We start from the raw sequence: 22,073 nt of genomic DNA, 5'->3' as shown, positions 1-22,073 counted from the left end.
AACTCCTTAAGAAACCAAAGATATTATTTGAGGAAATGGATACTGCGGCTGATGCAATATCTGATCTGTCAGCTGCGTTGGGCGACCAGAGAAATAACTCATTCCCAGTTGTCCATCACTGACCTTGATGTGAGTAAAACTCACGGTATGGGCATCGTCTCGCTGCATCGCCACCGAAAGATGCGGCCACTGTGGGTGTTGATGGCAGTGAAACGCCAACAACTTTTCCGGTGTTACTCCATCGGCAGTGAGGTGTTGATAGACCTGCGTGCGATAGCGCTGCACTTCGTCAAGCGCAACACCGGATGAAAAAAGGGGTGATGAAGTCACGCCTGAGCAAAATTGTTCGCCATCCCACGCATAAGCCAATACCTCACCTTGCTGTTGAGTAAGCAAAGGATCAAAAGCCAGCAGAGTGAAGGGAGCAAAACGAGACAACGCCAATTTTTCAAACGCAAGCGTGATTTGTTCAATCGAAGAGGATCCCGCAAGGGATTTGAGCAGCAATCCGCGGCTGATCAGCGTCCCATCTGGCACTCGGCCTTGATAGTTATTAAGCAGACACAGCGATAACCCGAACTGATTAAGGCTAATCCAACTGCCCTGACCTTGCGGATCGAGCGGCATCATGACTGCAACTCCTTGTCGATCATAGATGGCGGGAGGCAGCGCTAAGGCTCGACTCCTTTGCTCATCGCGATTGAAAAACACCTGATAACCGGTGTCACTCAAAGACCAAGTGACGGAGCACATTAGGCATTGCCTCGTAAAAAAGTGGCGGTCGCGGGCGCTAAACCAAAATCACTCGGCGTTTGCACGTTCAGTAAACTGGTCACCACTTTTGCCATCGCAAAATGGTGATTCGCATGCAGCGCAGCGAAGGCCAATTCACGCTCTAAGGTTGAATGAAAGGTGCAGCTTTCGGTTTGCGATAAAGACACTTCCATCACCACATCAATGGCCATTTGAGGTGACTGTAGTAAATCAGACTCTAACCATGCGATGAGCGATTCAATCTCCTTAAGTGCCACTTGGCGAGACAACTCAACCGGATGCCCACGTCGACGCTGGTTGTAATCGACGGTGTTTGGCGCAGCGCACAGCGCATGGAAAATGTCTAACCAATGGCGAAAATGCTGGCCAATACTGCTGCTCACATGCGGCTTCGCCACGTAGGTGTAGTGATCGTCTCCAATCGTGTTTAAAAAATCGCGCCCTTGTTCTAGTGTCTCCAAACAGCCATGAATGGCGGCTGAGTATCGGTATGGTTGCGCTAAGGTTGTCACAGCAAGCATAAAATCCCCTTCAATGTCTTATTCAATATCCGGTCTTTGTAATATCTGGTTATGGTTATTCCAGAGCATTCGGCGCTCATGCGTTCCGCTAATCTGTCTCTGGATAGTGCTGGATCAATTGTTTTTCCTGCCGCCAAGCACGTAATAAAGCGAGCAAACTTGGCGGTTTGTGGCCTCGTTTTCTCTGTTCAGCGCCAATCGCGTACAAAATCCGATATTGCTTAAGTAACGTAGTGAAGATTTCACCGAGCCGCGTTTCGCGATCCCATATATGAGTCGCTTCGCTGCTCGCGCCATTGACCTCAAGAATGGTGAACGAGTCACCACGCATGAGCGCATCAATATGGCTAAATTTCACATCGAGTCGGCCGTAGTGAAAACCGGGGAAATCGTCAAATATTGCATCCAGTTTTTCGACTAAAGCAGGCGTGATATAGCGATTGCCATTACGAAAAATCGAACCCCGGCTGTGACTGCCCGCAAACGCTAATTGGAACTCTTGTTTGTCCGGAACTACCCAGTCCAGCTTGTCAGGGTGGCGTGGTAAATAGAGGTGCGCCAGTTGTCCAGATCGCGGGCAAGCGTGGATCAATTCACGCAGCGTACGCACGCCATCCCCCATCACACTCGGAGCGTATTTCAAGGTCATTGAGATGATTTGCCCCTGCGCGTCACCGGGAAAACGCACGTAGAAAATCCCCGCTTCAGCGCTATACGGCGCTTTTTGCTGCAAAAGAAAACGCGCTTGGACAGGAAAACGGCGTAGGTACTCGCTCAGTTGTTCATGGGATTGGATGAGTTTTACCCCCACACCACGACAACCGAGATCGGGCTTAGCCACTAAAGGAAAGCGCAAATCTGCGTCATGTAAACGTTGCTCAATGGCTTTTACCTGTTCGGTGAGAGGCAGATCGTTTACCGTGCAAGTGATAAACGGCGAGATCCAACGTCGCGCTTGGTCGCCAGCTAGGCTCAAAATATCGTGCTTGGACTCACCGACCATACCGCTTAAATAAATGGTGGGATTCGCCACCAAAGGCAGACGTAAATCACGGTAATAAAGCCCCAGCAGCACACTTTGCACCACCACAGGCGCGTAACAAAACCAGCTAGGCAGAAATTCAAAAGGCGAGATCGCCCGTTCGTTGGCGGCCTCAACTAAAAGAGGCATACCCGCATTCACTTTATGCTCGGCAATACATGCCACGGGAGAAAGAACTGTCATGCGGTTTCCTTAATCATTTTGGCACTGAAGACGCGATTAAAAACGAGTAACAACACAACCAATAAGCACAGCCACCACCAGCGGTATTCACTGGCCTGAAACCAAGCCTGACTGCCTAATTGATAGATGGCGAAAAACACGACCACCGTCCACAAAGCGGTTGCCATCAATACCGCAGCCGTAAATAGCCGCAGCGGCAAAGCGACATAACCACTTAACGTATAGCCGACCGTGCGAAGCCCCGGAATAAAACGAATCGTAAACAGGTTAATGAAAGGTCTGGCTAATAAGCGGCGACGGACCTGTCGAAAATATGGATTGGTCAATAATCGGTAGCGCATTGCGCGAAAATAACGGCTGTAACGCCCAAGGTAATAAAGCACAATATCTCCTGTTGCGATGCCGATAAATATCGCCAGCAAAGCGAAAGGCATGGGCGTGAGCTGTTGACTGGCGAGCCCCGCCGCCGTAACGATCGCGACATCTTCTAATAAATAAGAAAGCACAACGATGCCAAGAAACACCCAAAAGGGTGAGCAGCTATGCAAGGTGAGCCATTCGCTAAAAGCGGCTTCCATAAATCAATCCAAACCAATCATTCACTGTACTTATTACTCTAGACCGAATCGGTGGATTTAAAATTTCAGGCACTCAACGCCACAAAGAAAAGATTCTGAAAAGAAAATGGAGATCCTTATGCTCTCCCGTCATGCTAAGTGACAGAATAAAAGAAGGCATTGGTGACAAAAGCAACGTTAAACGTGCTCTAAACGGCAATTTATCGCTGTTGTATTGACATTTTGGGATAAGTTTTTAGCATGGCGTTTTTTACTCTAATGAGAATTTTCCATGTCTGAGACAAACCAAACCGAAACACCAAAAGTGGATCTCGAATCCATCTCTCCTGAACTGCGTCAGGTTCTAGAGTTTGATCAGGTGCCTGAAGCGATGTTCCATATGGTGACTTCAATCCATGAAGTCTCTGAAGAAGTGGTTCGCGAAGCATGGGATTCACTGCCAGCGAGCGCGCAAAATATTCTGGATAACTTTGAACAGTTCCACGCTCTCATCTCGGTAAGCCAAGCATTTGCTGGTCTAAACGTGATGGAAGAGTTCCCAACGCTGAACCTTCCTAAAGAGATGAGCGAAGAAGATAAAGACGCGTACCGCGCTCAACTGCTTGATCAAGTGCTACACAACTGTGTGAAAGACATGGTTAAGCAGATCAAAAAAGCCCGCCGCGACCCGATTCTGAAGCGTGACTTCAAAGATGTGTTTGCTAAGTAAGTAAACCTAGCCCTCATGCACATTCGTGTTTGAAAGGCAAAAAGATAACTAAGGAGCGCCAAAGCGCTCCTTTCGTTTTTCTATCTTTCAGAGATTCACCTTGGTATTGAACTATCAAAAAAGCCCACTCAAAGAGTGGGCTGCGTAGCCAAGATAGGGGGAGCAGTTACGCGGTGACCTGAGCCGCTTGTTTGTTTTTTTCACGCATCGCAAGCACGACAGTCAACGCAAAGGCGGCCACAAATGAGATCGCCATACCCATGATGTAGTAACCAATTTGCTGTGGATTAATCGAAATGATCCCTGGCAAACCAGCCGCGCCTAGCGCTTGGGCTTTTACATTGAATAAGGTGATGAAAGCACTGGCTAAAGCCGCACCACAGATGGCAGCAATAAACGGATAACGCAATTTCAAATTCACGCCAAACATGGCAGGTTCAGTGATCCCCAGCAACGCGGTCACACCCGAAGGAATCGCAACCCCTTTGAGTTTGGTCTCTTTCGTCATCACACCCACAGCTAAAGCCGCGGCACCCTGCGCAATGTTAGACATCGCAGCGATAGGGAAAATAAAGGTACCACCTGTAGTCACGATATCGGCAAGTAGCTGAGTTTCTATCGCAATAAAGCTATGGTGCATCCCAGTGATCACAAAAGGAGCATAGATAAAGCCAAACAGTGCGCCACCGACAAACCCTGCCGAATCGTACAGCCAGTTCAGTGCATCTCCCAACATGAAGCCGATATCACGCGTTAGCGGTCCGACCAAAGTAAAGGTCAGAAAACCCGTGATAAAAATCGCCAGCATTGGGGTAAGCAAGTTATCCAGTACGGACGGTACGATTTTGCGTAAGCCATTTTCAATTTTGGCCAGAATGTAAGTGGAAACCAGCACGGGCAATACCGAGCCTTGATAACCGACTTTTTCGATTTCAAAACCGAGAATATTCCAAGTTGGAACAGTGCCAGATACGGATGCACTGCCAAACCCCCAGCCGTTTAAGAGATCGGGATGCACCATCAGCATACCCAGCGCAGCGCCCAAAAAGGGGTTGCCGCCAAACTTGCGCGAGGCAGAAAAAGCCAACAATACGGGTAAATAGACAAAAGGGGCATTCGCGAAGGTGTTGATCATGCTCGCGAGATCAGCCAATCCCGGATTGGCATCAATCAAAGATTGGCCTTCAATAAACAGTCCCGGTGCAGTCAATACGTTGAACAGCCCCATCAATAAACCACCGGCCACGATCGCGGGGATGATAGGGACAAAAATATCGGACAATCCCTTTACTGCGCGCTGTACCCAATTCTGTTTCTCGGCACCCGCGGAAGCGACATCATTGGTTGACATCTCAACCAAACCGGTCAATTTCGCCATCTCAGCATAGACTTGGTTGACAATGCCTGAGCCGAAAATGATTTGATACTGCCCTGCGACCTTAAATTGTCCTTTGACACCTTGCAGTGATTCAATGACGCCCTCATTAATTTGCGTTTCATCGTTAAGCACTAAGCGTAAACGAGTCGCGCAGTGCGCGAGTGCTTGGATATTACTTTTGCCACCCAAGCTCTCAAGAAGTTGTTTTGCTATGACTGGATAGTCCATAACTCACCCCGGTAGTTATCCCCTTTCAACTTGAAGCTGTATTACCTGCTCCAAGTCGTTTGGATGTTGTTGTGTAATTGAATGATTCGTTGGTTTCGATATTAATTTCGGGAACGTTTGCAAAGTGATTCTTGTCTGTTTCGGAGTAATGGTCAAAATCAACACAGTGAAAATGTGAATAGGATCGCCAAATTTAGTGAGGATAAACCTTAGAACGGGGTTAAAATCCGATCATTCGTTTGATTGCTGTACTGATTTCTGCAATCCATCCCAGTTTTTGAGCCTACAGGATACGTTATGGCCAGTTTGCATGATGTCGCCCGTTTAGCGGGTGTCTCTAAGTCCACCGTCTCACGCGTCATTAATGATGAATATGGCGTTAAAGAGTCTACAAAAATCAAAGTGTTAAAGGCGGTTGAGCAGTGTGGCTATATGGTCAATCAAGTCGCTAAAGACCTCAAATCACAAAAAACCAACTTAATTGGCGTGATTGTGCCGCGCGTCTCCTCTCACGCAACAGCGCAAGGTGTGGATGGACTTACCGCTATCTTTGAGCAAGCAGGTAAACATGTTTTACTGGCCAATACTCATCAAGTCCATGCAAAGGAAATTGAATATATTCAGATATTTAATCAAAAGCGGGTGGAAGGTATTGTGTTTTATGCCACTCACCTTGATCAGCCGCTGATTCATGCGATTCAACACTCGGCGGTACCTGTGGTTTTGGTTGGCCAAGATGGCTCTTTGTATAACATTCCCAGTATTGTGCATGACGATCACCGTGTCGGCTTCGAAGCAGGACAACGCTTAGTCAAAGCAGGCTGCAAAAAGATCGGTTTCATTGGGGTACAAAGCGATGACATTGCGGTTGATGTGCTGCGTTCACAAGGCTTGCAGCAAGCTCTGGGGTTCCATCAACAAACGTTGCTGTTTCATGCGCGCGGTAATTTCTCAATAGAATCGGGCTACCAAATGGCAAAACAAGCCTACCTTGACTATCCGCAGCTCGATGGCCTTTTCTGTGCCACCGACAGGCTAGCGGTTGGCGCCATTAAAGCCTTGCAAGAGCTTGGGGTTCACGTTGGACAGCAAGTCAAACTGCTCGGTGTCGGTAATGATGAGTTGGCTTATGTCAGCAATCCCCCACTCTCCACTTTTAACTATGCTTTTGATAAGGCAGGAGAAAACGCTGCGAAAATGCTATTAGAACGCATCGCCGGACGTGGACAAGAGATGAGTAAAGTGGTACTGACCTTCCAAAACATTCAACGTGAGACTTGCCCAGTCTAACCATGAAACACTTGCTTTACCGATTTTGCAGCGCTAAATTGAGAACGTTCCCGAATTTAGTGGTTAGGTAAGTCCATGTTATTAGATACGCTGCTCGAACTCGCGGGTGGAATAAACAATGTCACGCGCATTTTAGCTCCACAGGGGCAAGTGGTTTTGGCACTAAAACATCCCCCGCATGCCCCTCACCTTCCTGATGATGTGAGTTTGCAATCGGTACTCGGAGAGTGGCAACTCTCTGTCCAACGCACTGCTGAAGTGTCCGATCAGCAACTCGCCGCGATAGGTAAAGCAATTGCCGAGCGCCAAAAGCGGGCAACGCTCCCTTATCAAACAGCCTTAGACTGCCCTTATCGGCCCCAGTGGCATATCTCACCACCACAGGGCTTACTCAACGACCCCAACGGCTTTATTTATCATCAAGAGGAATACCACCTCTTTTATCAATGGCATCCTTTCGCTTGCGAACACAAAGATAAATACTGGGTGCATCTTAAGAGCCTCGATTTAGTCCATTGGCAGTGGCAGTCGGTCGCCCTAACACCTTCGGATTGGTTTGATAGTCACGGGGTATTTTCAGGTCATGCGGTCAGCCATCAACAAGATTTGTGGCTTTTCTATACCGGCAACACGCGCTTAGGTACAGAGCGCCAACGCCAAACCATGCAGTGCGCCGCACGCATGAACGCCAATGGTGAGTTTGAAAAATTAGGACCTGTGATTCGGTGTTTACCTGAAGGCGTGACCGAACATATCCGCGATCCTAAAGTGATTTACACCCAAGGAAAGTGGCAGATGTTGCTTGGTGCGCAAACGCTCGCTCATCAAGGGCGACTGGCGGTCTACCACTCAGATGACTTACTCCATTGGCATTTCGATAAGCTCTATGGCGATGAACTCGGCGATTACGGGTATATGTGGGAGTGTCCTGACTGGTTTGAACTGCAAGGTGAAGCGTTTTTTGTGTTCGGGCCACAAGGCATCGCATCGGCGAATCCTCATCACACCATTGAACATCAAAATCGGATCTTTCGAGCGACCCAGAATGCACAAGGCGAAATAGCGTTACTGCAGGGTTGGCCACTGGATGAAGGCTTTGATTTTTATGCACCGCAAACCGCGCAAACTGCCGATGGACGGCGAGTATTGTGTGGCTGGATGGGGCTACCCGATGAAACGCAGCACCCTAGCTGTGACCAAGGCTGGATTCATCAACTGACCGCACTCCGTGAACTAGAGTGGCGTGAAGGCAAGATTTATCAGCACCCATTGCGTGAACTCGACACACTGCAAAGTGAACCGCACACCTTGCTTTTGAGTGACACCGTCACTGAGCTAAAAACCAAGAGCTTTGATCTGCAAGTGACTCTGCCTTGGGGATGTGAGCTACGCTTGATGCAAAATGCGCAGTATTGCGTCACGCTAACGTTAGATGCAGAAAATCGACTATTACGCCTCGATCGCTCTGCAACTCAAATTCGCCAAGGGGACACCATTCGGGAGCTGAAGCTCGATAGCCCAACGGTTGAGCTGCGCATCTTGGCTGATCAATCCTCATTAGAGATTTTCATCAATCAAGGCGAACATGTGATGACCAGCCGCATCTTTACTCCACTGGATGCAACCGGTATTTCATTGCATGGCGCGAGCGTAGACGCAAAGCTGTACTACATGGCTCCTGCATCTGCGCCATTTAACCTAGAAGTGAATGTGTAGCCTTGAATAAACAACTTGGCGTGGCAGATATGCCGCTTCAAGTTGCAAGGGGATATATCTCAGAGAGATATATCCCACTATGCGAAGAGTCAATATGGCCAGAGTCAATCTTCACTCTAGCCATATTTCATTCTAAAAAGGCATACAGCGCCGCTTGATTCGGAAGTGCGGTCATGGCTCCTTTCTGTGTGGTCGCTAAAGCGCCACAGCCATTAGCCCATTTGACGGCATCTAAAATCGTGGCTTGGTTATGCCAATCTTGCGCCACGGATAATCGATAGAGCAAGCCGCCAACAAACGCATCTCCCGCGCCCGTTGTATCAATCGGTTTGACTGCCTTGCCCGACACAATTTGCTGCGAGTTTGGCGTGGCCACCAGCGCCCCTTTCGCGCCTAATGTCACGACAACAAGAGGGATCTGGAAGTCAGCTATCGCCTGTAATCCTTCTTCAATTGACTGAGTCCCGGTTAGAAACTGTAATTCCTCCTCCGAAAACTTCACCACATCCGCCAAACCGACGGCACGCATGACAGTGGCCTGTAACTCTTGCGGCTCTGACCATACTTCTTCACGCAGATTAGGATCAAAGCTGACATATCCCCCCACCTCTTTCATTTGCGCAATTGCGGCAAAGGTCGAGCTGCGGCTCGGTTGATTGGCCAAAGCAATCGAACAGACATGCAACCACTCGCCTTTTTGAAAAGAGGGAATATCACTGAGTTGCAGGAATTGATCCGCGCTCGGTTTCACCATAAAGGTAAAACTGCGCTCTCCATGCTCATCAAGGTCAACGACCACAGTGGAAGTGCGATGTACGGGGTCGAAATGCAAGTGCTGGCAATCCACTTGCTCGTCAGTGAGTGTCTGTTGCATAAATCGGCCAAAGGGATCGTTCCCGACTCGACCAAAAAAAGCACTGCGACCGGATAAACGGGCGATCGCGACGGCAACATTAGCGGGTGCACCACCCGGACACTTTAAATAATGCTGTTGCCCATCTGGGATCAGATCGACCACCGCATCGCCTGTCAGCCATACTCTTGACATAGAATCACTCCTGAAAATGTGGTTTGAGCTGAGTCTAACCAAAGCCTTCAAGTGGGAAAACTGCCATATTCGAGTTCAGGTCAGGAATTGCTCATTTCTGTGAGCTTAAATAGAGATTGTGATCTCTATAGTAAGTTTCTCTTTACTTTTTCGGGAACGTTACCTAACTAGAGAATCATCACGTCTCATCCCATCCCCAAACGGATTGGTGCAGCAGCCACACACATGCGGCTCCAGTAAAAATGGAATATTCGAGCGCTCATTACACCCATTTCCCTCATTCATTTATGATCAAGATCAAAATTCATAGTAGAAATATTGCGCATTCCTATGTTTTAATGCTTTCATGCGAACATTAAAGAACAAAAACGAAAACAATTAAGCGTGGAGATAGAAAATGAATGCTCGCTCAACACGTTTTACCCAAGATGAAGTGCTCGATTTGATTATTGTTGGCGGTGGCATTAATGGCGCTGGCATTGCCGCAGACGCAACAGGGCGGGGATTAAAAGTTGGCTTATACGATGCCAAAGATTTTGCCAGTGCAACCTCTTCTGCCAGCTCAAAACTGGTACACGGTGGTTTGCGCTATTTAGAACATTATGAATTTCGCTTAGTCAGTGAAGCACTGGCGGAACGCGAAGTGCTTTTGAAAAAAGCACCGCACATCGTAACGCCGATGCGTTTTCGTTTGCCACATCGTCCTTTCTTACGCCCAGCATGGATGATCCGCGCTGGTCTGTTTCTTTATGATAATTTGGGCAAACGCACTTCCCTACCTGCAAGTCACAAAGTCAACTTAAAAGCGGGCAGCGTGACGAAACCTGAAATGCAAATTGGTTTTGAGTATTCCGATTGCTGGGTTGACGATGCTCGTTTAGTTATCCTCAACGCCATGCAAGCTCAAGAACAAGGGGCAGAAGTGTTGAACTACTGCACCGTCGAAAAAGCTGAGCGTATGGGCGATTTATGGCATGTGACGCTACTGGATGAGCAGACTCAACAACGCTTTGAGCGCCGTAGTCATGCACTTGTGAATGCCGCAGGCCCTTGGGTAAAGCAGTTTTTAAACGAGAATGCTCACGTCAGTTCCCCTTACGGCATTCGTTTAATCCAAGGCTCACACATTATCGTGCCGCGCATTCACGATGAGCCGCAGGCGTATATTCTGCAAAATGAAGATAAACGCATTGTCTTCGTCATCCCTTATCTTGATGCCTACTCGATGATTGGCACAACCGATGTCGAATACAAAGGCGACCCAAGAAAAGTGGCGATTACCGATGCTGAGCGTGATTATTTGATTTCGATTGTGAACAAACATTTTATGCGCGAAATCGCGCGTTCAGACATCATTGCTGAATTCAGTGGTGTACGCCCACTGTGCGATGACGAATCGAACTCGCCACAGGCCATTACTCGTGACTATACACTGTCTCTGGATCAACAAGCTGATGAAGCGCCGCTGCTGTCCATTTTTGGTGGCAAACTCACGACGTATCGCAAACTAGGCGAAGCGGCGATGAAACATCTCGCCCCTTTCTTCCCGAAAATGAAAGCCCCTTGGACAGAGGATGCTCCTCTGCCAGGTGGTGAAAACTTTGACTATGCAGCCTTAAAAAACCAGCTGGTGGTGGCCTTTCCTTTTATTACTGAGTCAGTGATTGAGCGTTGGTTACGCAGCTATGGCAGCCGCACCACGCAACTTTTGGCAGGTGTGACAGGCATTGAAGATCTCGGCATCGCGTTCAGCGGTGAGCTCTACCAAAAAGAGATCGATTATCTGTGTGAGAAAGAGTTTGCCCGCCATGCACAAGATATTTTCTGGCGCAGAAGCAAACTCGGCTTAAATCACGATACAAGTGTGGTTGAGGAAGTGGAGTCCTATTTACAGCAGAAATTCCACGCTGATCAGCCGCTAAAAGCGACCGTGTAAAATCCAAGCACTCGCTGAAACTGAAATGGCCACATAACGTGGCCATTTGTCTTTTTCTCTTTTTTTTTCTTTTGGGCTCAGAATCGGCTATGCCCTTCCTCGAGCCTATTTTTGTGCAAACTGCTTCGAAAGCGCTCCAAATTCTGCCACTTTACCGCTCATCGCCATCGCTAACTGTTCTACGGTATGGGTGGCCGCGGAATTTTGCGTTGCCACACTGGCGATAGAGTGGATATGTTGGTTAACCTCGCAGGTGAGCTCACGTTGATGTTGCGCAGCACTCGCGACCTCACCGATAACTCGCAGCATGTCACTCATTACGCATTCTACATCCTGCAACTGCTGCAGCGTGGTATTCGCATCTTGAGCGCACTGCTCGGTTTGATCACGACTTGCAGTGATATCCCCTCGCCACGCTTCAATAGTGGACAACATAGTATCAATGCTGGTTTGGATCTGCTGTGTGGCACGCTGAGTACGAGCCGATAATGCGCGCACTTCATCCGCCACAACGGCGAACCCTCGACCTTGTTCACCCGCTCTAGCGGCTTCAATCGCAGCATTCAGCGCCAGTAAATTGGTTTGCTCAGCAATCCCGCCAATTTCAGTCATTAATTGCCCGACCTGCTGCGCTTGATCGCTCAGTTTTAGTGTCGTCAAGGCAGCACTCTCAGCTTGCGTAGCCAGTCGCTGTAAATTCTGATGGGTGACATTGATGCTGTGTTTGGTCTCGGCACAATGATTTTGCACTTGATCAATCAATTGATGAGCCGAGTGAGTATGGCTCGAAACCCGCTCAGCGGCGCTCTCGACAGCATCGGTGGCTTGCGTTACGGCTTGGATGTTGCTGTTTTGTGCCGCCAACGCTTGATGCACTTCTTGCGTCGTCAAATGCAGCTGATTGGCCAGTTCACCCAATGGACGCGCCGAGTCCATCATTCTACCGAGAATGGTACGGATCCGAGCGGAAGCCATTTTTAGATGGTAGTCGGCAACAGAAAAAGCATCAGCGCCCGAATAGATCAAACGGCTGATACTGTCATACTCGTTTTGCCACTGTTTGAGCTGTTGCGGGGTACGCACTAGCTCTTGCCGAAACAACAAACCTAATACTCCCGCTGGTAAAAGACTGGCTAACCATTGCCACTGTTCAGGAGCTTGAAACCCATGTGCCAATGCTGGTGACATCAATGCACCGAGCAACAAGGCGTAACGCAGCGAAGTATGCAGCTTAAATTGGATTTTTTTACCGGCCTTTTCAGCCACTAATAACGCTTGGTAGGCTTTGGTGGCAATCTCTACCCACTTTCGCTCAGCTTTTACCCGAACCGATTGATAACCTGTAAGTTGGCCTTGTTGATAAATCGGCGTTACATAGGCGTCAACCCAGTAAAACCCGCCGGATTTAGTGCGATTCTTCACGATTCCGCGCCAAGCATGCCCTTGCTTAAGGTGGTGCCACATATCGGCAAACGCCGCTTTCGGCATCGAAGCATGGCGAACGATATTGTGATTTTTTCCTAGCAGCTCATCGGCTTGGAACCCAGCAATACGACAAAATGTATCATTACAGTAGGTGATGACACCTTTTAAATCCGTCGTTGATACCAATTGGTCATGGTCGCCGACAAGGACTTCTTGTTGAGCAGAGGGAGTATAGGCTGACATTTCGGCTTGTTGTTCTTCGGTTATTTTTATGAGCGCAAATGTATACACACTTGTTATTAAAAACTCAAACTCTGGAGACTCGTGGGCAACGCAAACGTGAATTACATCAAAAACACTAGGGTTAATACTTAGAAAAGAATAAAGAGCGGAACCTCATGCTATGAAATTCCACTCTTGCGATATTTCGATTTGTTCTGCGAACAGTCTCAAAAGAGAGACACTGAATATTAACCTTAATTAGACGCGAGGATGAAACGGATCTCTACTCGGCGGTTACATGCTCGGCCATTCTTAGTACTGTTGGTGCACGCAGGAACATTCTCACCAAATCCACGAGTGTAAATGGCATTTTGTGCCACTCGACTCTGTACTAAAGCCGCTTTGACCGCATTGGCCCGTCGCTCGGCTAACTTGTCGTTCAGTTTCTCTGAACCGGTATTATCCGTATGCCCTTCGAGTACAATATCAATCCCTGACTCGGTAGCGAGAAATCGAGCGACCGTGTCTAACCATTGTTTGGAAGCCATAGAGACTTTCGCTGAACCTGTTTCAAACCGAACGGTATTGTTCAACTTAATCATCGGGTAGTCACCCGGCACCACTTCATGCTGAATGCCGTTACTCAATAAATACTGACGTAAATCTTCGTAACTGGCCGAACGCTGCTGGGTCATTGCATTGGACATCACACTGGTGTTCTTTTGCGGTGCGTAACCCCACTCTGGATAACGCACATCGAAATCGCCTTTCGGGGCAACATCGAGCAGATTGTCGTTAAACATGCGGTCAGTCACCAGCGAACCACATCCTGTTAGCAAAAACGTCACGCACAACACCCAGAATTTCATCTCAAACACTCAGTTATTGAACTTCTTATAGTTTATCGGCATGTTTCTAAAAACTTTATCTGTCATCAACAACAATTTACAAATGGGTTGCTTGCCATCACATAATCCGTGGTTAGAATGTTCGCCATTCATTATTCCCTCATAAGTAAAGCTGGCGACTCGCGTCTCTGCTAACTGTTAAACGGGGAAAGTCATCGCTGTTAAAGGACGTCAAACATTTTATGTCGAAAATTATTATCCCTTTAGTTGTTTTCTTGCTCGCAGGTTTCATGATTTACCGTACTTGGACTAATCATAAGTCGGCAGATGCCAATTTTTCTGCTGGGCAGCAGTTTTTGGCTGAGAATGGACAACGCGAAAACGTCATCACTACCGATAGTGGTTTGCAATACGAAGTGCTGCAGGCGGGAACGGGGACTGAACATCCGGGGCCCAAAAGCCGCGTGAAAGTGCATTACCATGGTGAGTTGCTTGATGGTACGGTGTTTGATAGCTCGGTTGAACGTGGTGAACCCATCAGTTTTGGCTTGAATCAAGTTATCAAAGGTTGGCAAGAGGGCGTGCAACTGATGGTAGTCGGTGAAAAGACTCGCTTCTATATCCCAAGCAACTTGGGTTATGGCAAAAATGGCGCAGGCCCAATCCCACCTTCTGCTGTACTGATCTTTGACGTCGAGCTACTGGCGATTGAGTAAGTTCTCACGTTGAACAAAAAGCGAGTGAACGCTGTGCCTTCACTCGCTTTTTTGTCTCATATGCTCACGCTCTGCCTACCTCAATGAGCAAAGGGGTAGAAAACCAATCCTTGCTCGGTCACTAGCATGCAATCCATCCCACCCGCGTGCGCTGCCTGAAGTCCTAATTGGGTATCTTCAAACACCAAACACTGTTTAGGTGTCAAGCCGAGTTGCTCACACGCCATCAGAAAGGTTTCGGGGTGCGGTTTGTGCTGTTGCACATCGCTGGCCGTCACAACTGCATCAAATTTATCCAACACCTGCGCATTACTTAATAAACGCAGCGCGCTATCACGTTGGCTCCCCGTCCCTATTGCCATTTTCTTCTTACCCTGCCATTGGTAGAGTAATTCATAGGTGGCGGGGATCACTTCCGCTTGCAGCCCCATGCTGGCAAACCAATCCATTTTGTAGGCTGCGACGCGATCGGGATCGAGCGCCAAGCCTAATTTTTTATTGATGTGCGTCGTAATTTTTGCACTTGGCATCCCACCTAATCCATAGAGCCACTGGGCATCAAATGGGAAGTCAAAATGCTTCGCCGTCGCTTCCCAAGCGGCTAAATGCGCAGGCATGGTATCAAGCAGGGTTCCATCCATATCAAATATGAATCCTTCATAAAGGCTAAAGTTGACAACAGTCACAGCATCTCCAATTTTTTGTAATAAATTTGTCATTAATATTTCATATAAAGCTGAAAGCGATGAACGACACTAGTATTGATAGTTTCATTATTCTCAGTACACTGCTGCACGCATTGCACTCAGACACCTATCTCGTTGATGGGATGTCAATGGAATAAAAATAACAAGTAGGTAACACCATGAATATTCGCCATAAACTTTATACTTTAGGCATTATTGCCATACTGGGCTCCATCGCCATTTTCTTTACAACCTCACAGTTTGCCCAGACCAACGATGAACTTAATCGAGCTATCAATCAAGTCGATAAACTGGAAGTCAGGTTACTCAATTTAAGACGCAACGAAAAAGACTTTTTATTGCGTAGCGATGCCAAATATCTGGATACCTTTCAAAAAAATACTGACCTGTTCCTCAATTTACAAACTGAACTCGATGCCATCATGCTCAAATATGAGCTGGGTGACTCCAACGCTTTACGTACTGACCTACTGGAATACAAACAGGGTTTTGAACAGTTGGTGCGTGCCTATCAAACCCTCGGCCTTAATCCGGAAAGTGGCTTGTGGAAAAGCTACTATCAGGCGCTCGAGCAAGCCAAACAACAAGCTTCCGCAGAAGAGCTATTAGCCCTAGTGGATTTCCATCAGCAGGTATTAGCAGGCTCCGCCAACTCAAGCGCGTTGAACCAATTTTCTGACCTGATCAAATCCGCTCAAGCCGTGGTGAACCAGGCAAAAGTGATCGGCTTGAAATACAACGAAGGCTTACTGGGTGCCACGCGTTCTCACTCTCACGATGTCGAAGAGATGTTTAAAGCCTTCTCTAAAACCCTAACTCAAGCGGTTGATGATAAACAGAAAACAATGACCACCACTAAACTTTCAGTGACCATCGCTGTGGTGTTGATTATTTTGTTGGTGATTTTCCAAATCAGCCGCTCAATCAATTTACAAGTCAGTCAATTGTTGCTGGTTATTCAACGAATTGCGCAATCTAACGACATTTCTCTGCGCGCCGAGCTCAAAGGGAATGATGAAATCACCGCCGTGGCGCGCTATTTCAATAGCCTGTTGGATAAATTTGAGCATTTGATCAGCAGTTCACAGACCAAATCTCACCAATTGTACAGCAGCACTTCGAGCATGCATGACGAGCTTGAGCAAGTGATTGAGCAATTTAATGTTCAATCTGAACACATGGGCTTGATGGCGACATCGGTACAACAGATGGTATCGACCATTAGTGAGATTTCGGAAAGCACTAACATTGCTGTCGATGGCGTTAATCAGGCAGCGCGCAATGCGGAACAAGGCCGCAGCGTGGTGGTGACTACGGTGAAAAACATTGACTTACTCTCCTCTACCCTACAGAAAAGCCAACACTCTATCGGCTCATTGAATGCCTTTGTTGAAAAAATCGGTGGTGCGGTGAGCATCATTCAAGGGATTGCAGAACAAACTAACCTACTCGCCTTAAACGCCGCGATTGAAGCCGCACGTGCCGGTGAACAAGGACGCGGTTTTGCGGTGGTCGCCGATGAAGTACGCTCACTCGCGACTCGTACCCATCAATCGACGGAAGAGATCACCCGCGTTGTCTCCAATATCCAGTCACAAATGAGTCAAGTGGTCGATGACATTGATTTGTGTAACAACCAAGGTCAGGAAACACTAAGCGCCTCTCGTCAACTTGATGAAAGCTTGCAGCAGATCCTGCGTGACATGCATACGATTCAAGATAACTCACAGCGCATCGCGGCAGCGATTGAAGAACAAGGCAGTGTGATGAACCATGTCAGTGAGTCAATTGCTGAGCTGAACACGATTTCAGAAAACAATATGCGCTCCGCACAGCAATGTCTTACTGAGGTCGATACAGTGTCACGCCAAGCCCATGCCATGGATGAAGCGGTTGCAGAGTTTCGCACCAATCGTGACTGAGCTTGACTTTCCTGAACTCACAGAAAGGCTCTTATGAGCCTTTCTTCTTTTTCTCTGTGTGACTGAGGTGAGCATACATAAAACCGCGAGCCAGCTGCGATCCAGCTTCTTGATGAAACGTTGTAGCATGCTCTGCTATCCATAGAACAAGTTTTATCCATCCTTGTCATGCCATCATCGTAAAAACACCCATTCACAGAGCAAATAACCAACAATCTAACCAAAAGACAGATCAATTCAAATAAAATCCGCCTTTAACAAGAATTAATCACCAATATTAATTGATACTTTTATTGCTTTAGATCATGCAAAGTGCAAGTTGAACTCGTGCTACAAATTAATTTTCAGTAAATTCCTGACATACATTTTACAGTTTGAAATAAACGGACATTTTTGGAGATTGCTATGCTTGAGCTTCTGATTGGCTTAGTCGTGACCTTTGCGGTCGGCTATTTCATCGTTAAAGGCTATAAGCCTGCGGGTATCCTACTCACCGCAGGGATTTTGCTACTCATTTTAACCGGTATCTTGGGACACAAAGTCCTACCTGGACAGATGGAATCAACCGGTAACCTACTCACCGATGCAATGGAGTATGTGAAATACATGCTGCAAAACCGTGGCGGCGGCTTAGGTATGCAAATTATGTTGCTGTGTGGTTTTGCGTCATACATGACGCACATCGGTGCCAACAACGTAGTGGTAAAACAGTTTTCTAAACCACTCTCTTTTATTAAATCACCCTACATCTTGTTGGTCGCGGCCTATCTTGTTGCCTGTTTGATGTCTCTGGCCGTGAGTTCAGCCACCGGCCTTGGCGTGTTATTAATGGCGACCTTATTCCCAATGATGACCGCGATGGGCATTTCTCGCCCTGCGGCGGTAGCGGTGTGTGCCTCTCCGGCTGCGATCATTCTCTCTCCTACCTCTGGTGACGTGGTCATTGCGGCAGAAAAATCCGGTTTGCCATTGCACGTATTCGCCGTAGAAACCGTATTGCCTGTTTCGATCTGCGCGATCATTGTGATGGCGGCCGCCGCGTATTTCTGGAACCAATACCTTGATAAAAAAGATAATACACCAATGGAGAAAGTGGATTTGTCGGAAATGGAGGTTAAATCACCAGCCTATTATGCAGTCCTGCCATTCTTACCCATCATCGGTGTGTTTGTGTTCAATGGTGAAACGCTGCCTGGCATTACGCTGGATATCTATACCATCGTTGTACTGTCAATTTTCATTGGCGTGCTGGTCGACTACATCACTAAACGTTTCAACGGTAAGCAAACATTGGAAGATCTTGAAGCCTGTTACGAAGGCATGGCGGATGCCTTTAAAGGCGTAGTCATGTTGTTGGTTGCAGCAGGCGTATTTGCACAAGGTTTGATGTCGATTGGTGCGATTGACAACCTACTGCACTTAGCAGAAGTAGCGGGGGCTGGCGGTATTGCTCTGATGTTGATTCTGACTGGTTTAACCGTCGCCGCTGCGATTGCCACCGGCTCAGGCAACGCGCCTTTCTATGCGTTTGTGGAATTGGCTCCGTCACTGGCTGCGAAAATGGGACTCAACCCCGCATTCCTGATTATTCCTATGCTGCAAGCCTCCAACCTTGGCCGTACCATTTCTCCGGTTTCTGGTGTGGTAGTAGCTACCGCGGGTATGGGTAAAATCAGCCCATTCGAAGTGGTAAAGCGTACTTCTGTGCCTGTGTTACTGGGCCTTGTTACGGTGATCATCGGTACTATGGTGCTGGTACCCATGCACGCTTAACTGTCCGTGTTATGACCGACATTCAAAAGGGCGTGAAATCACGCCCTTTTCTTTTTGAGTCGTATAAGCAACTCGTAAAAACATGTCCAATTCTGGATTATTCACAAGGGGGCGCGAGATGGATTAGCGCCAATCCTCCGAGCGAAGTTTCGCGGTATTTTTTATTCATATCTTTCCCAGTCTGATACATGGTTTCAATCACCTTGTCGAGTGAAATCAGACACTTACTGGTTCGCTTGAGCGCCATGCGCGAAGCATTTATCGCTTTCACTGCACCCATCGCGTTACGCTCAATACAAGGCACTTGCACCAAACCGCCTATCGGGTCGCAGGTCATCCCTAATGAGTGTTCCATAGCAATTTCTGCCGCCATGCAGATTTGCTCATTACTGCCACCACGCAAAGCCGTTAAGCCTGCGGCGGCCATGGAGGAAGAAACGCCCACTTCACCCTGACACCCAACTTCAGCACCGGAAATGGAGGCATTGGTTTTATACAAGATACCGATCGCGCCAGACACAGCGAGAAAATCCTTAAGCTGCTTGGTATCGAGCGCTTTGATAAAACGGTGGTAATACATCAAAACTGCAGGGATGACGCCCGCGGCTCCATTGGTGGGCGATGTCACCACTTGTCCACCAGCGGCATTCTCCTCACTCACCGCAAAAGCAAAGAGGTTAATCCAATCCATCACTTCCATCGGATCATTTTCAATCGCCGCATTGGCTTCAAGTTTTTTCAGCAAACTCGGCGCACGGCGAGTGACATTTAATCCCCCTTCTAAAATGCCTTCGGTCGCAAAACCACGCTCCATACACTGGCTCATCACTCGCCAGATTTGATCGGCCTTGGCATCAATCACCGCCATCTCTTGAAAAGCCAGTTCATTGCGCAAAATCATTCCGCCTAAACTCAAACCATGTTTTTCAGCTTGGTGCAGCATTTCATCGGCACTGGTAAAGGGGTAAGTCACCGTCACATCGGCGGTCGCGGTACCATTTTGCAACTGCTCAGCGGTCGCAACAAAGCCACCACCGACTGAATAATAGGTTTCAAAATCAATCTGTTGTCCTTGAGTATCAAACGCGCTCAACGTCATACCATTTTCGTGCAGCGGCAGATTATCTTGATGAAAAAGAAGATCCTGATGGTAATCGAAGGCAATGTCATGCTGACCATTGAGACGCAACTTACCCGTTTGCAACGCTTCACGTAGAGTCTGATTAGCGTCACCAATCTTGATGGTGGCAGGTTGATTCCCCATTAAGCCCAGTAAGGTCGCACGATCAGTGTGGTGCCCTTTCCCCGTTAAAGACAGCGAGCCATACAGATCCACTTGTATGCGAGCAACTTTATTCAGCTGTGGCAATAACTGCTGCACAAAACGGTAACCTGCAATCATCGGCCCATTGGTATGCGAGCTGGAAGGGCCAACCCCAATTTTGTAAATATCAAAGATTGAGAGCATAACTTTCCCCTTAAGATAAAGCGTTATAAAGCCAATCAGGTATGATGGCACAAACCGCAATTGTCACAGCCGCGAAAACCAACAAACCATACTGGCTCATCGTCGGCGTTGCGAAGAGATGCTTCTGACGCGCAATAAACGCTTGCTGTTGAATAGAATTATCGCCCCAGTATCGGCTTATCACCACTCCGGATACCAAGAAAAACACGGTTCCTATAGGAGCAAACCAAGGCCAAGCAATATCCATGAGTCTAGCGCCAAGCACGGCGGCGATACTGATTATGCTGCCGGCGATAACTCCTTTCTCATTGGCTTGATTTGAAAAAAGACCAAGAACAAATGAGCCTAGGCGGATACCAACAAAAATCGAGGTTAAACTCGCGATCGTTTTAAGCACTGACTCATTCGATACCGCGAGCAAAGCAGGTATCACCACTAAGCCTGCGGCCACCAAACTCATTTTACGAGCGACCGCTTGATAGTGATGGTCAGGTGCATTTCGTCGAATAAAGCGCTGATAAAGATCAAACGTCGCAACGGTTGCCATCGAATTATAGGTAGAGTCCAGAGTGGACATTGCCGCCGCAGCTAGCGCAGAAATAATTAAACCTATCACCCAAGGGTTTGTATGGTGAAACACAAAATCAAGTATCACTTCATTACTGTTTGTAAAATGTCGCTCTTGATAAAAAATGCTCAATAAGACGCCAAGCAAAGCGAAAAAGAAGTAAATAAAAAAAGCACCATAACCGCACAGTAACATCGACTTTTGTGCCGTTTTTTCACATCTCGTGGCTAATGTTCTTTGGATGATCAATTGATTGGTACCGTACACACTCATGTGTAAGAAACTGACAGCCACCACTCCCGCCCACAATGTGGTGTCGACACCCAAATCGAACTGAAGATTGATGATATTCAGTTGCTCCCGAGATACTCCATGTACCCCATCGACTTGAAGGAGGAGTAGAACGAAGATTGCCACACTCCCTGCAATTAATACTGCTGACTGCAACATATCCGTCCAGATAACGGTCGAGATACCACCAGCATAGGTATAACAAGCCGTAAATAAAGTGATGTAAACAATCGCTTCAACAATAGATATGGGTAAAATCTGAATTAAAATCAATGCAATAGCATAAAGAATAACTCCAGACGAAATACATTGAACCAATATGAATACCACGGAGTTAATGGTTCGAGCATAAACACCAAAGCGGTGTTCTAAGTATTCATAAATGGACGTAAAACCCATTCGATAAAAAACGGGGATAAAAAATACAACTGCGAAAAAAATGACTATCGGATAATTCAAATGGATGTTTAACGCTTCCATACCCGATTGATAAACCCATCCAGGCATACCAATAAAAGTCATAGCACTGATGTATGTCGCTAAAATAGAAACGCCTGCGGTAAACCACCCAAACTGTCTTCCACCAGTTGAAAAATCAGTATTCCCAATACTCCTCTGGTTAACAAACCAGCTGATTAGTATGGTCAATATGAGATAAATCGCGATAACAATAAAAGTTGAATACGTAACCATTATGATTTTTCCCGTTCTCTATCTCATCAATTACACG

General features: G+C 47.4%; 18 protein-coding genes. 7 read left to right on the top strand and 11 right to left on the bottom strand.

The annotated features are described in order from the left end of the window. Positions 1 to 6 precede the first annotated feature (6 nt). From T411_RS0109305 to T411_RS0109290, 4 genes are all read right to left on the bottom strand, one after another. Entirely contained in the window at positions 7 to 753 is a 747-nt protein-coding gene (locus T411_RS0109305; RefSeq protein ID WP_000337286.1) for an NRDE family protein, read from the bottom strand. Next, positions 753 to 1,295: a hypothetical protein gene (locus T411_RS0109300; protein WP_000881788.1), complete on the bottom strand. Its 543-nt coding sequence runs from the start codon at positions 1,293 to 1,295 to the stop codon at positions 753 to 755. The genes T411_RS0109305 and T411_RS0109300 overlap by 1 nt, the downstream gene beginning before the upstream one ends. Positions 1,296 to 1,383: 88 nt before the next feature. After that, the gene (locus T411_RS0109295; protein ID WP_000217408.1) at positions 1,384 to 2,520 is read right to left on the bottom strand and encodes an ATP-grasp domain-containing protein; all 1,137 of its coding nucleotides are present in this window, start codon (positions 2,518 to 2,520) and stop codon (positions 1,384 to 1,386) included. Beyond that, entirely contained in the window at positions 2,517 to 3,098 is a 582-nt protein-coding gene (locus T411_RS0109290; protein ID WP_000386912.1) for a DedA family protein, read from the bottom strand. The genes T411_RS0109295 and T411_RS0109290 overlap by 4 nt, the downstream gene beginning before the upstream one ends. Positions 3,099 to 3,369: 271 nt before the next feature. Here T411_RS0109290 and T411_RS0109285 point away from each other — a divergent pair, with 271 nt between their 5' ends. Then, positions 3,370 to 3,807: a DUF3069 domain-containing protein gene (locus T411_RS0109285; RefSeq protein ID WP_000005282.1), complete on the top strand. Its 438-nt coding sequence runs from the start codon at positions 3,370 to 3,372 to the stop codon at positions 3,805 to 3,807. A 166-nt stretch (positions 3,808 to 3,973) separates the two neighbouring features. Here the strand turns inward: T411_RS0109285 and T411_RS0109280 are convergent, their stop codons facing one another. Further along, entirely contained in the window at positions 3,974 to 5,413 is a 1,440-nt protein-coding gene (locus T411_RS0109280) for a sucrose-specific PTS transporter subunit IIBC (RefSeq protein ID WP_000386194.1), read from the bottom strand. Between the two features lie 297 nt (positions 5,414 to 5,710). Between T411_RS0109280 and T411_RS0109275 the strand changes: the two genes are divergently transcribed. Next, the gene (locus tag T411_RS0109275) at positions 5,711 to 6,703 is read left to right on the top strand and encodes a LacI family DNA-binding transcriptional regulator (RefSeq protein ID WP_000157566.1); all 993 of its coding nucleotides are present in this window, start codon (positions 5,711 to 5,713) and stop codon (positions 6,701 to 6,703) included. 75 nt (positions 6,704 to 6,778) lie between these two features. Further along, on the top strand, positions 6,779 to 8,419 hold the full coding sequence (locus T411_RS0109270; RefSeq protein ID WP_000923294.1) for a glycoside hydrolase family 32 protein: 1,641 nt from the start codon (positions 6,779 to 6,781) through the stop codon (positions 8,417 to 8,419). A 127-nt stretch (positions 8,420 to 8,546) separates the two neighbouring features. Here T411_RS0109270 and T411_RS0109265 read toward each other — a convergent pair whose 3' ends face one another. After that, the gene (locus T411_RS0109265; RefSeq protein ID WP_000092350.1) at positions 8,547 to 9,467 is read right to left on the bottom strand and encodes an aminoimidazole riboside kinase; all 921 of its coding nucleotides are present in this window, start codon (positions 9,465 to 9,467) and stop codon (positions 8,547 to 8,549) included. A 397-nt stretch (positions 9,468 to 9,864) separates the two neighbouring features. On the opposite strand from T411_RS0109265, the gene glpD reads away from it, so the two are divergent. After that, positions 9,865 to 11,403 (top strand): glycerol-3-phosphate dehydrogenase, encoded by a 1,539-nt coding sequence (gene glpD, locus T411_RS0109260; RefSeq protein ID WP_000994113.1) that lies wholly within the window; start codon positions 9,865 to 9,867, stop codon positions 11,401 to 11,403. Between the two features lie 105 nt (positions 11,404 to 11,508). On the opposite strand, the gene T411_RS0109255 is transcribed toward glpD, so the two are convergent. Together T411_RS0109255 and T411_RS0109250 are read right to left on the bottom strand one after the other, a co-directional pair. Next, complete coding sequence (locus tag T411_RS0109255; RefSeq protein WP_001277448.1) at positions 11,509 to 13,071, bottom strand: methyl-accepting chemotaxis protein; 1,563 nt, start codon at positions 13,069 to 13,071, stop codon at positions 11,509 to 11,511. A 233-nt stretch (positions 13,072 to 13,304) separates the two neighbouring features. Beyond that, the gene (locus T411_RS0109250; protein ID WP_000675196.1) at positions 13,305 to 13,919 is read right to left on the bottom strand and encodes an OmpA family protein; all 615 of its coding nucleotides are present in this window, start codon (positions 13,917 to 13,919) and stop codon (positions 13,305 to 13,307) included. Between the two features lie 221 nt (positions 13,920 to 14,140). On the opposite strand from T411_RS0109250, the gene bamJ reads away from it, so the two are divergent. Beyond that, positions 14,141 to 14,614: a BamJ family beta-barrel-assembly machinery protein gene (gene bamJ / locus T411_RS0109245; RefSeq protein ID WP_000034756.1), complete on the top strand. Its 474-nt coding sequence runs from the start codon at positions 14,141 to 14,143 to the stop codon at positions 14,612 to 14,614. A gap of 80 nt (positions 14,615 to 14,694) precedes the next feature. On the opposite strand, the gene T411_RS0109240 is transcribed toward bamJ, so the two are convergent. Continuing rightward, positions 14,695 to 15,333, bottom strand: coding sequence for a beta-phosphoglucomutase family hydrolase (locus tag T411_RS0109240; protein ID WP_000183229.1), 639 nt, complete (start codon positions 15,331 to 15,333; stop codon positions 14,695 to 14,697). 146 nt (positions 15,334 to 15,479) lie between these two features. On the opposite strand from T411_RS0109240, the gene T411_RS0109235 reads away from it, so the two are divergent. Further along, positions 15,480 to 17,243, top strand: coding sequence for a methyl-accepting chemotaxis protein (locus T411_RS0109235; RefSeq protein WP_001026132.1), 1,764 nt, complete (start codon positions 15,480 to 15,482; stop codon positions 17,241 to 17,243). Positions 17,244 to 17,648: 405 nt separating this feature from the next. Further along, the gene (gene dcuC, locus T411_RS0109230; protein WP_000891426.1) at positions 17,649 to 19,016 is read left to right on the top strand and encodes an anaerobic C4-dicarboxylate transporter DcuC; all 1,368 of its coding nucleotides are present in this window, start codon (positions 17,649 to 17,651) and stop codon (positions 19,014 to 19,016) included. Positions 19,017 to 19,113: 97 nt separating this feature from the next. Here the strand turns inward: dcuC and T411_RS0109225 are convergent, their stop codons facing one another. Together T411_RS0109225 and T411_RS0109220 are read right to left on the bottom strand one after the other, a co-directional pair. After that, positions 19,114 to 20,484: an L-serine ammonia-lyase gene (locus T411_RS0109225; protein ID WP_000948685.1), complete on the bottom strand. Its 1,371-nt coding sequence runs from the start codon at positions 20,482 to 20,484 to the stop codon at positions 19,114 to 19,116. A gap of 10 nt (positions 20,485 to 20,494) precedes the next feature. Continuing rightward, on the bottom strand, positions 20,495 to 22,036 hold the full coding sequence (locus T411_RS0109220) for a sodium:solute symporter family protein (RefSeq protein ID WP_001882525.1): 1,542 nt from the start codon (positions 22,034 to 22,036) through the stop codon (positions 20,495 to 20,497). Positions 22,037 to 22,073 lie beyond the last annotated feature (37 nt).

The sequence above is a fragment of the Vibrio cholerae ATCC 14035 genome (genome assembly GCF_000621645.1).
Classification (GTDB): Bacteria; Pseudomonadota; Gammaproteobacteria; order Enterobacterales; family Vibrionaceae; genus Vibrio; species Vibrio cholerae.
The sequence above is the reverse complement of the archived record's forward strand: the minus strand, read 5'-3'. Positions and strand labels throughout refer to the sequence as shown.

Coding starts and splice junctions, on each gene's coding strand:
- T411_RS0109295 (WP_000217408.1), bottom strand. CDS start 2,520: ATGACAGTTCTTTCTCCCGTGGCATGTATTGCCGAGCATAAAGTGAAT.
- T411_RS0109220 (WP_001882525.1), bottom strand. CDS start 22,036: ATGGTTACGTATTCAACTTTTATTGTTATCGCGATTTATCTCATATTG.
- T411_RS0109300 (WP_000881788.1), bottom strand. CDS start 1,295: ATGCTTGCTGTGACAACCTTAGCGCAACCATACCGATACTCAGCCGCC.
- T411_RS0109225 (WP_000948685.1), bottom strand. CDS start 20,484: ATGCTCTCAATCTTTGATATTTACAAAATTGGGGTTGGCCCTTCCAGC.
- T411_RS0109250 (WP_000675196.1), bottom strand. CDS start 13,919: ATGAAATTCTGGGTGTTGTGCGTGACGTTTTTGCTAACAGGATGTGGT.
- T411_RS0109305 (WP_000337286.1), bottom strand. CDS start 753: ATGTGCTCCGTCACTTGGTCTTTGAGTGACACCGGTTATCAGGTGTTT.
- T411_RS0109285 (WP_000005282.1), top strand. CDS start 3,370: ATGTCTGAGACAAACCAAACCGAAACACCAAAAGTGGATCTCGAATCC.
- glpD (WP_000994113.1), top strand. CDS start 9,865: ATGAATGCTCGCTCAACACGTTTTACCCAAGATGAAGTGCTCGATTTG.
- bamJ (WP_000034756.1), top strand. CDS start 14,141: ATGTCGAAAATTATTATCCCTTTAGTTGTTTTCTTGCTCGCAGGTTTC.
- T411_RS0109265 (WP_000092350.1), bottom strand. CDS start 9,467: ATGTCAAGAGTATGGCTGACAGGCGATGCGGTGGTCGATCTGATCCCA.
- T411_RS0109280 (WP_000386194.1), bottom strand. CDS start 5,413: ATGGACTATCCAGTCATAGCAAAACAACTTCTTGAGAGCTTGGGTGGC.
- T411_RS0109275 (WP_000157566.1), top strand. CDS start 5,711: ATGGCCAGTTTGCATGATGTCGCCCGTTTAGCGGGTGTCTCTAAGTCC.
- dcuC (WP_000891426.1), top strand. CDS start 17,649: ATGCTTGAGCTTCTGATTGGCTTAGTCGTGACCTTTGCGGTCGGCTAT.
- T411_RS0109235 (WP_001026132.1), top strand. CDS start 15,480: ATGAATATTCGCCATAAACTTTATACTTTAGGCATTATTGCCATACTG.
- T411_RS0109290 (WP_000386912.1), bottom strand. CDS start 3,098: ATGGAAGCCGCTTTTAGCGAATGGCTCACCTTGCATAGCTGCTCACCC.
- T411_RS0109240 (WP_000183229.1), bottom strand. CDS start 15,333: ATGACAAATTTATTACAAAAAATTGGAGATGCTGTGACTGTTGTCAAC.
- T411_RS0109270 (WP_000923294.1), top strand. CDS start 6,779: ATGTTATTAGATACGCTGCTCGAACTCGCGGGTGGAATAAACAATGTC.
- T411_RS0109255 (WP_001277448.1), bottom strand. CDS start 13,071: ATGTCAGCCTATACTCCCTCTGCTCAACAAGAAGTCCTTGTCGGCGAC.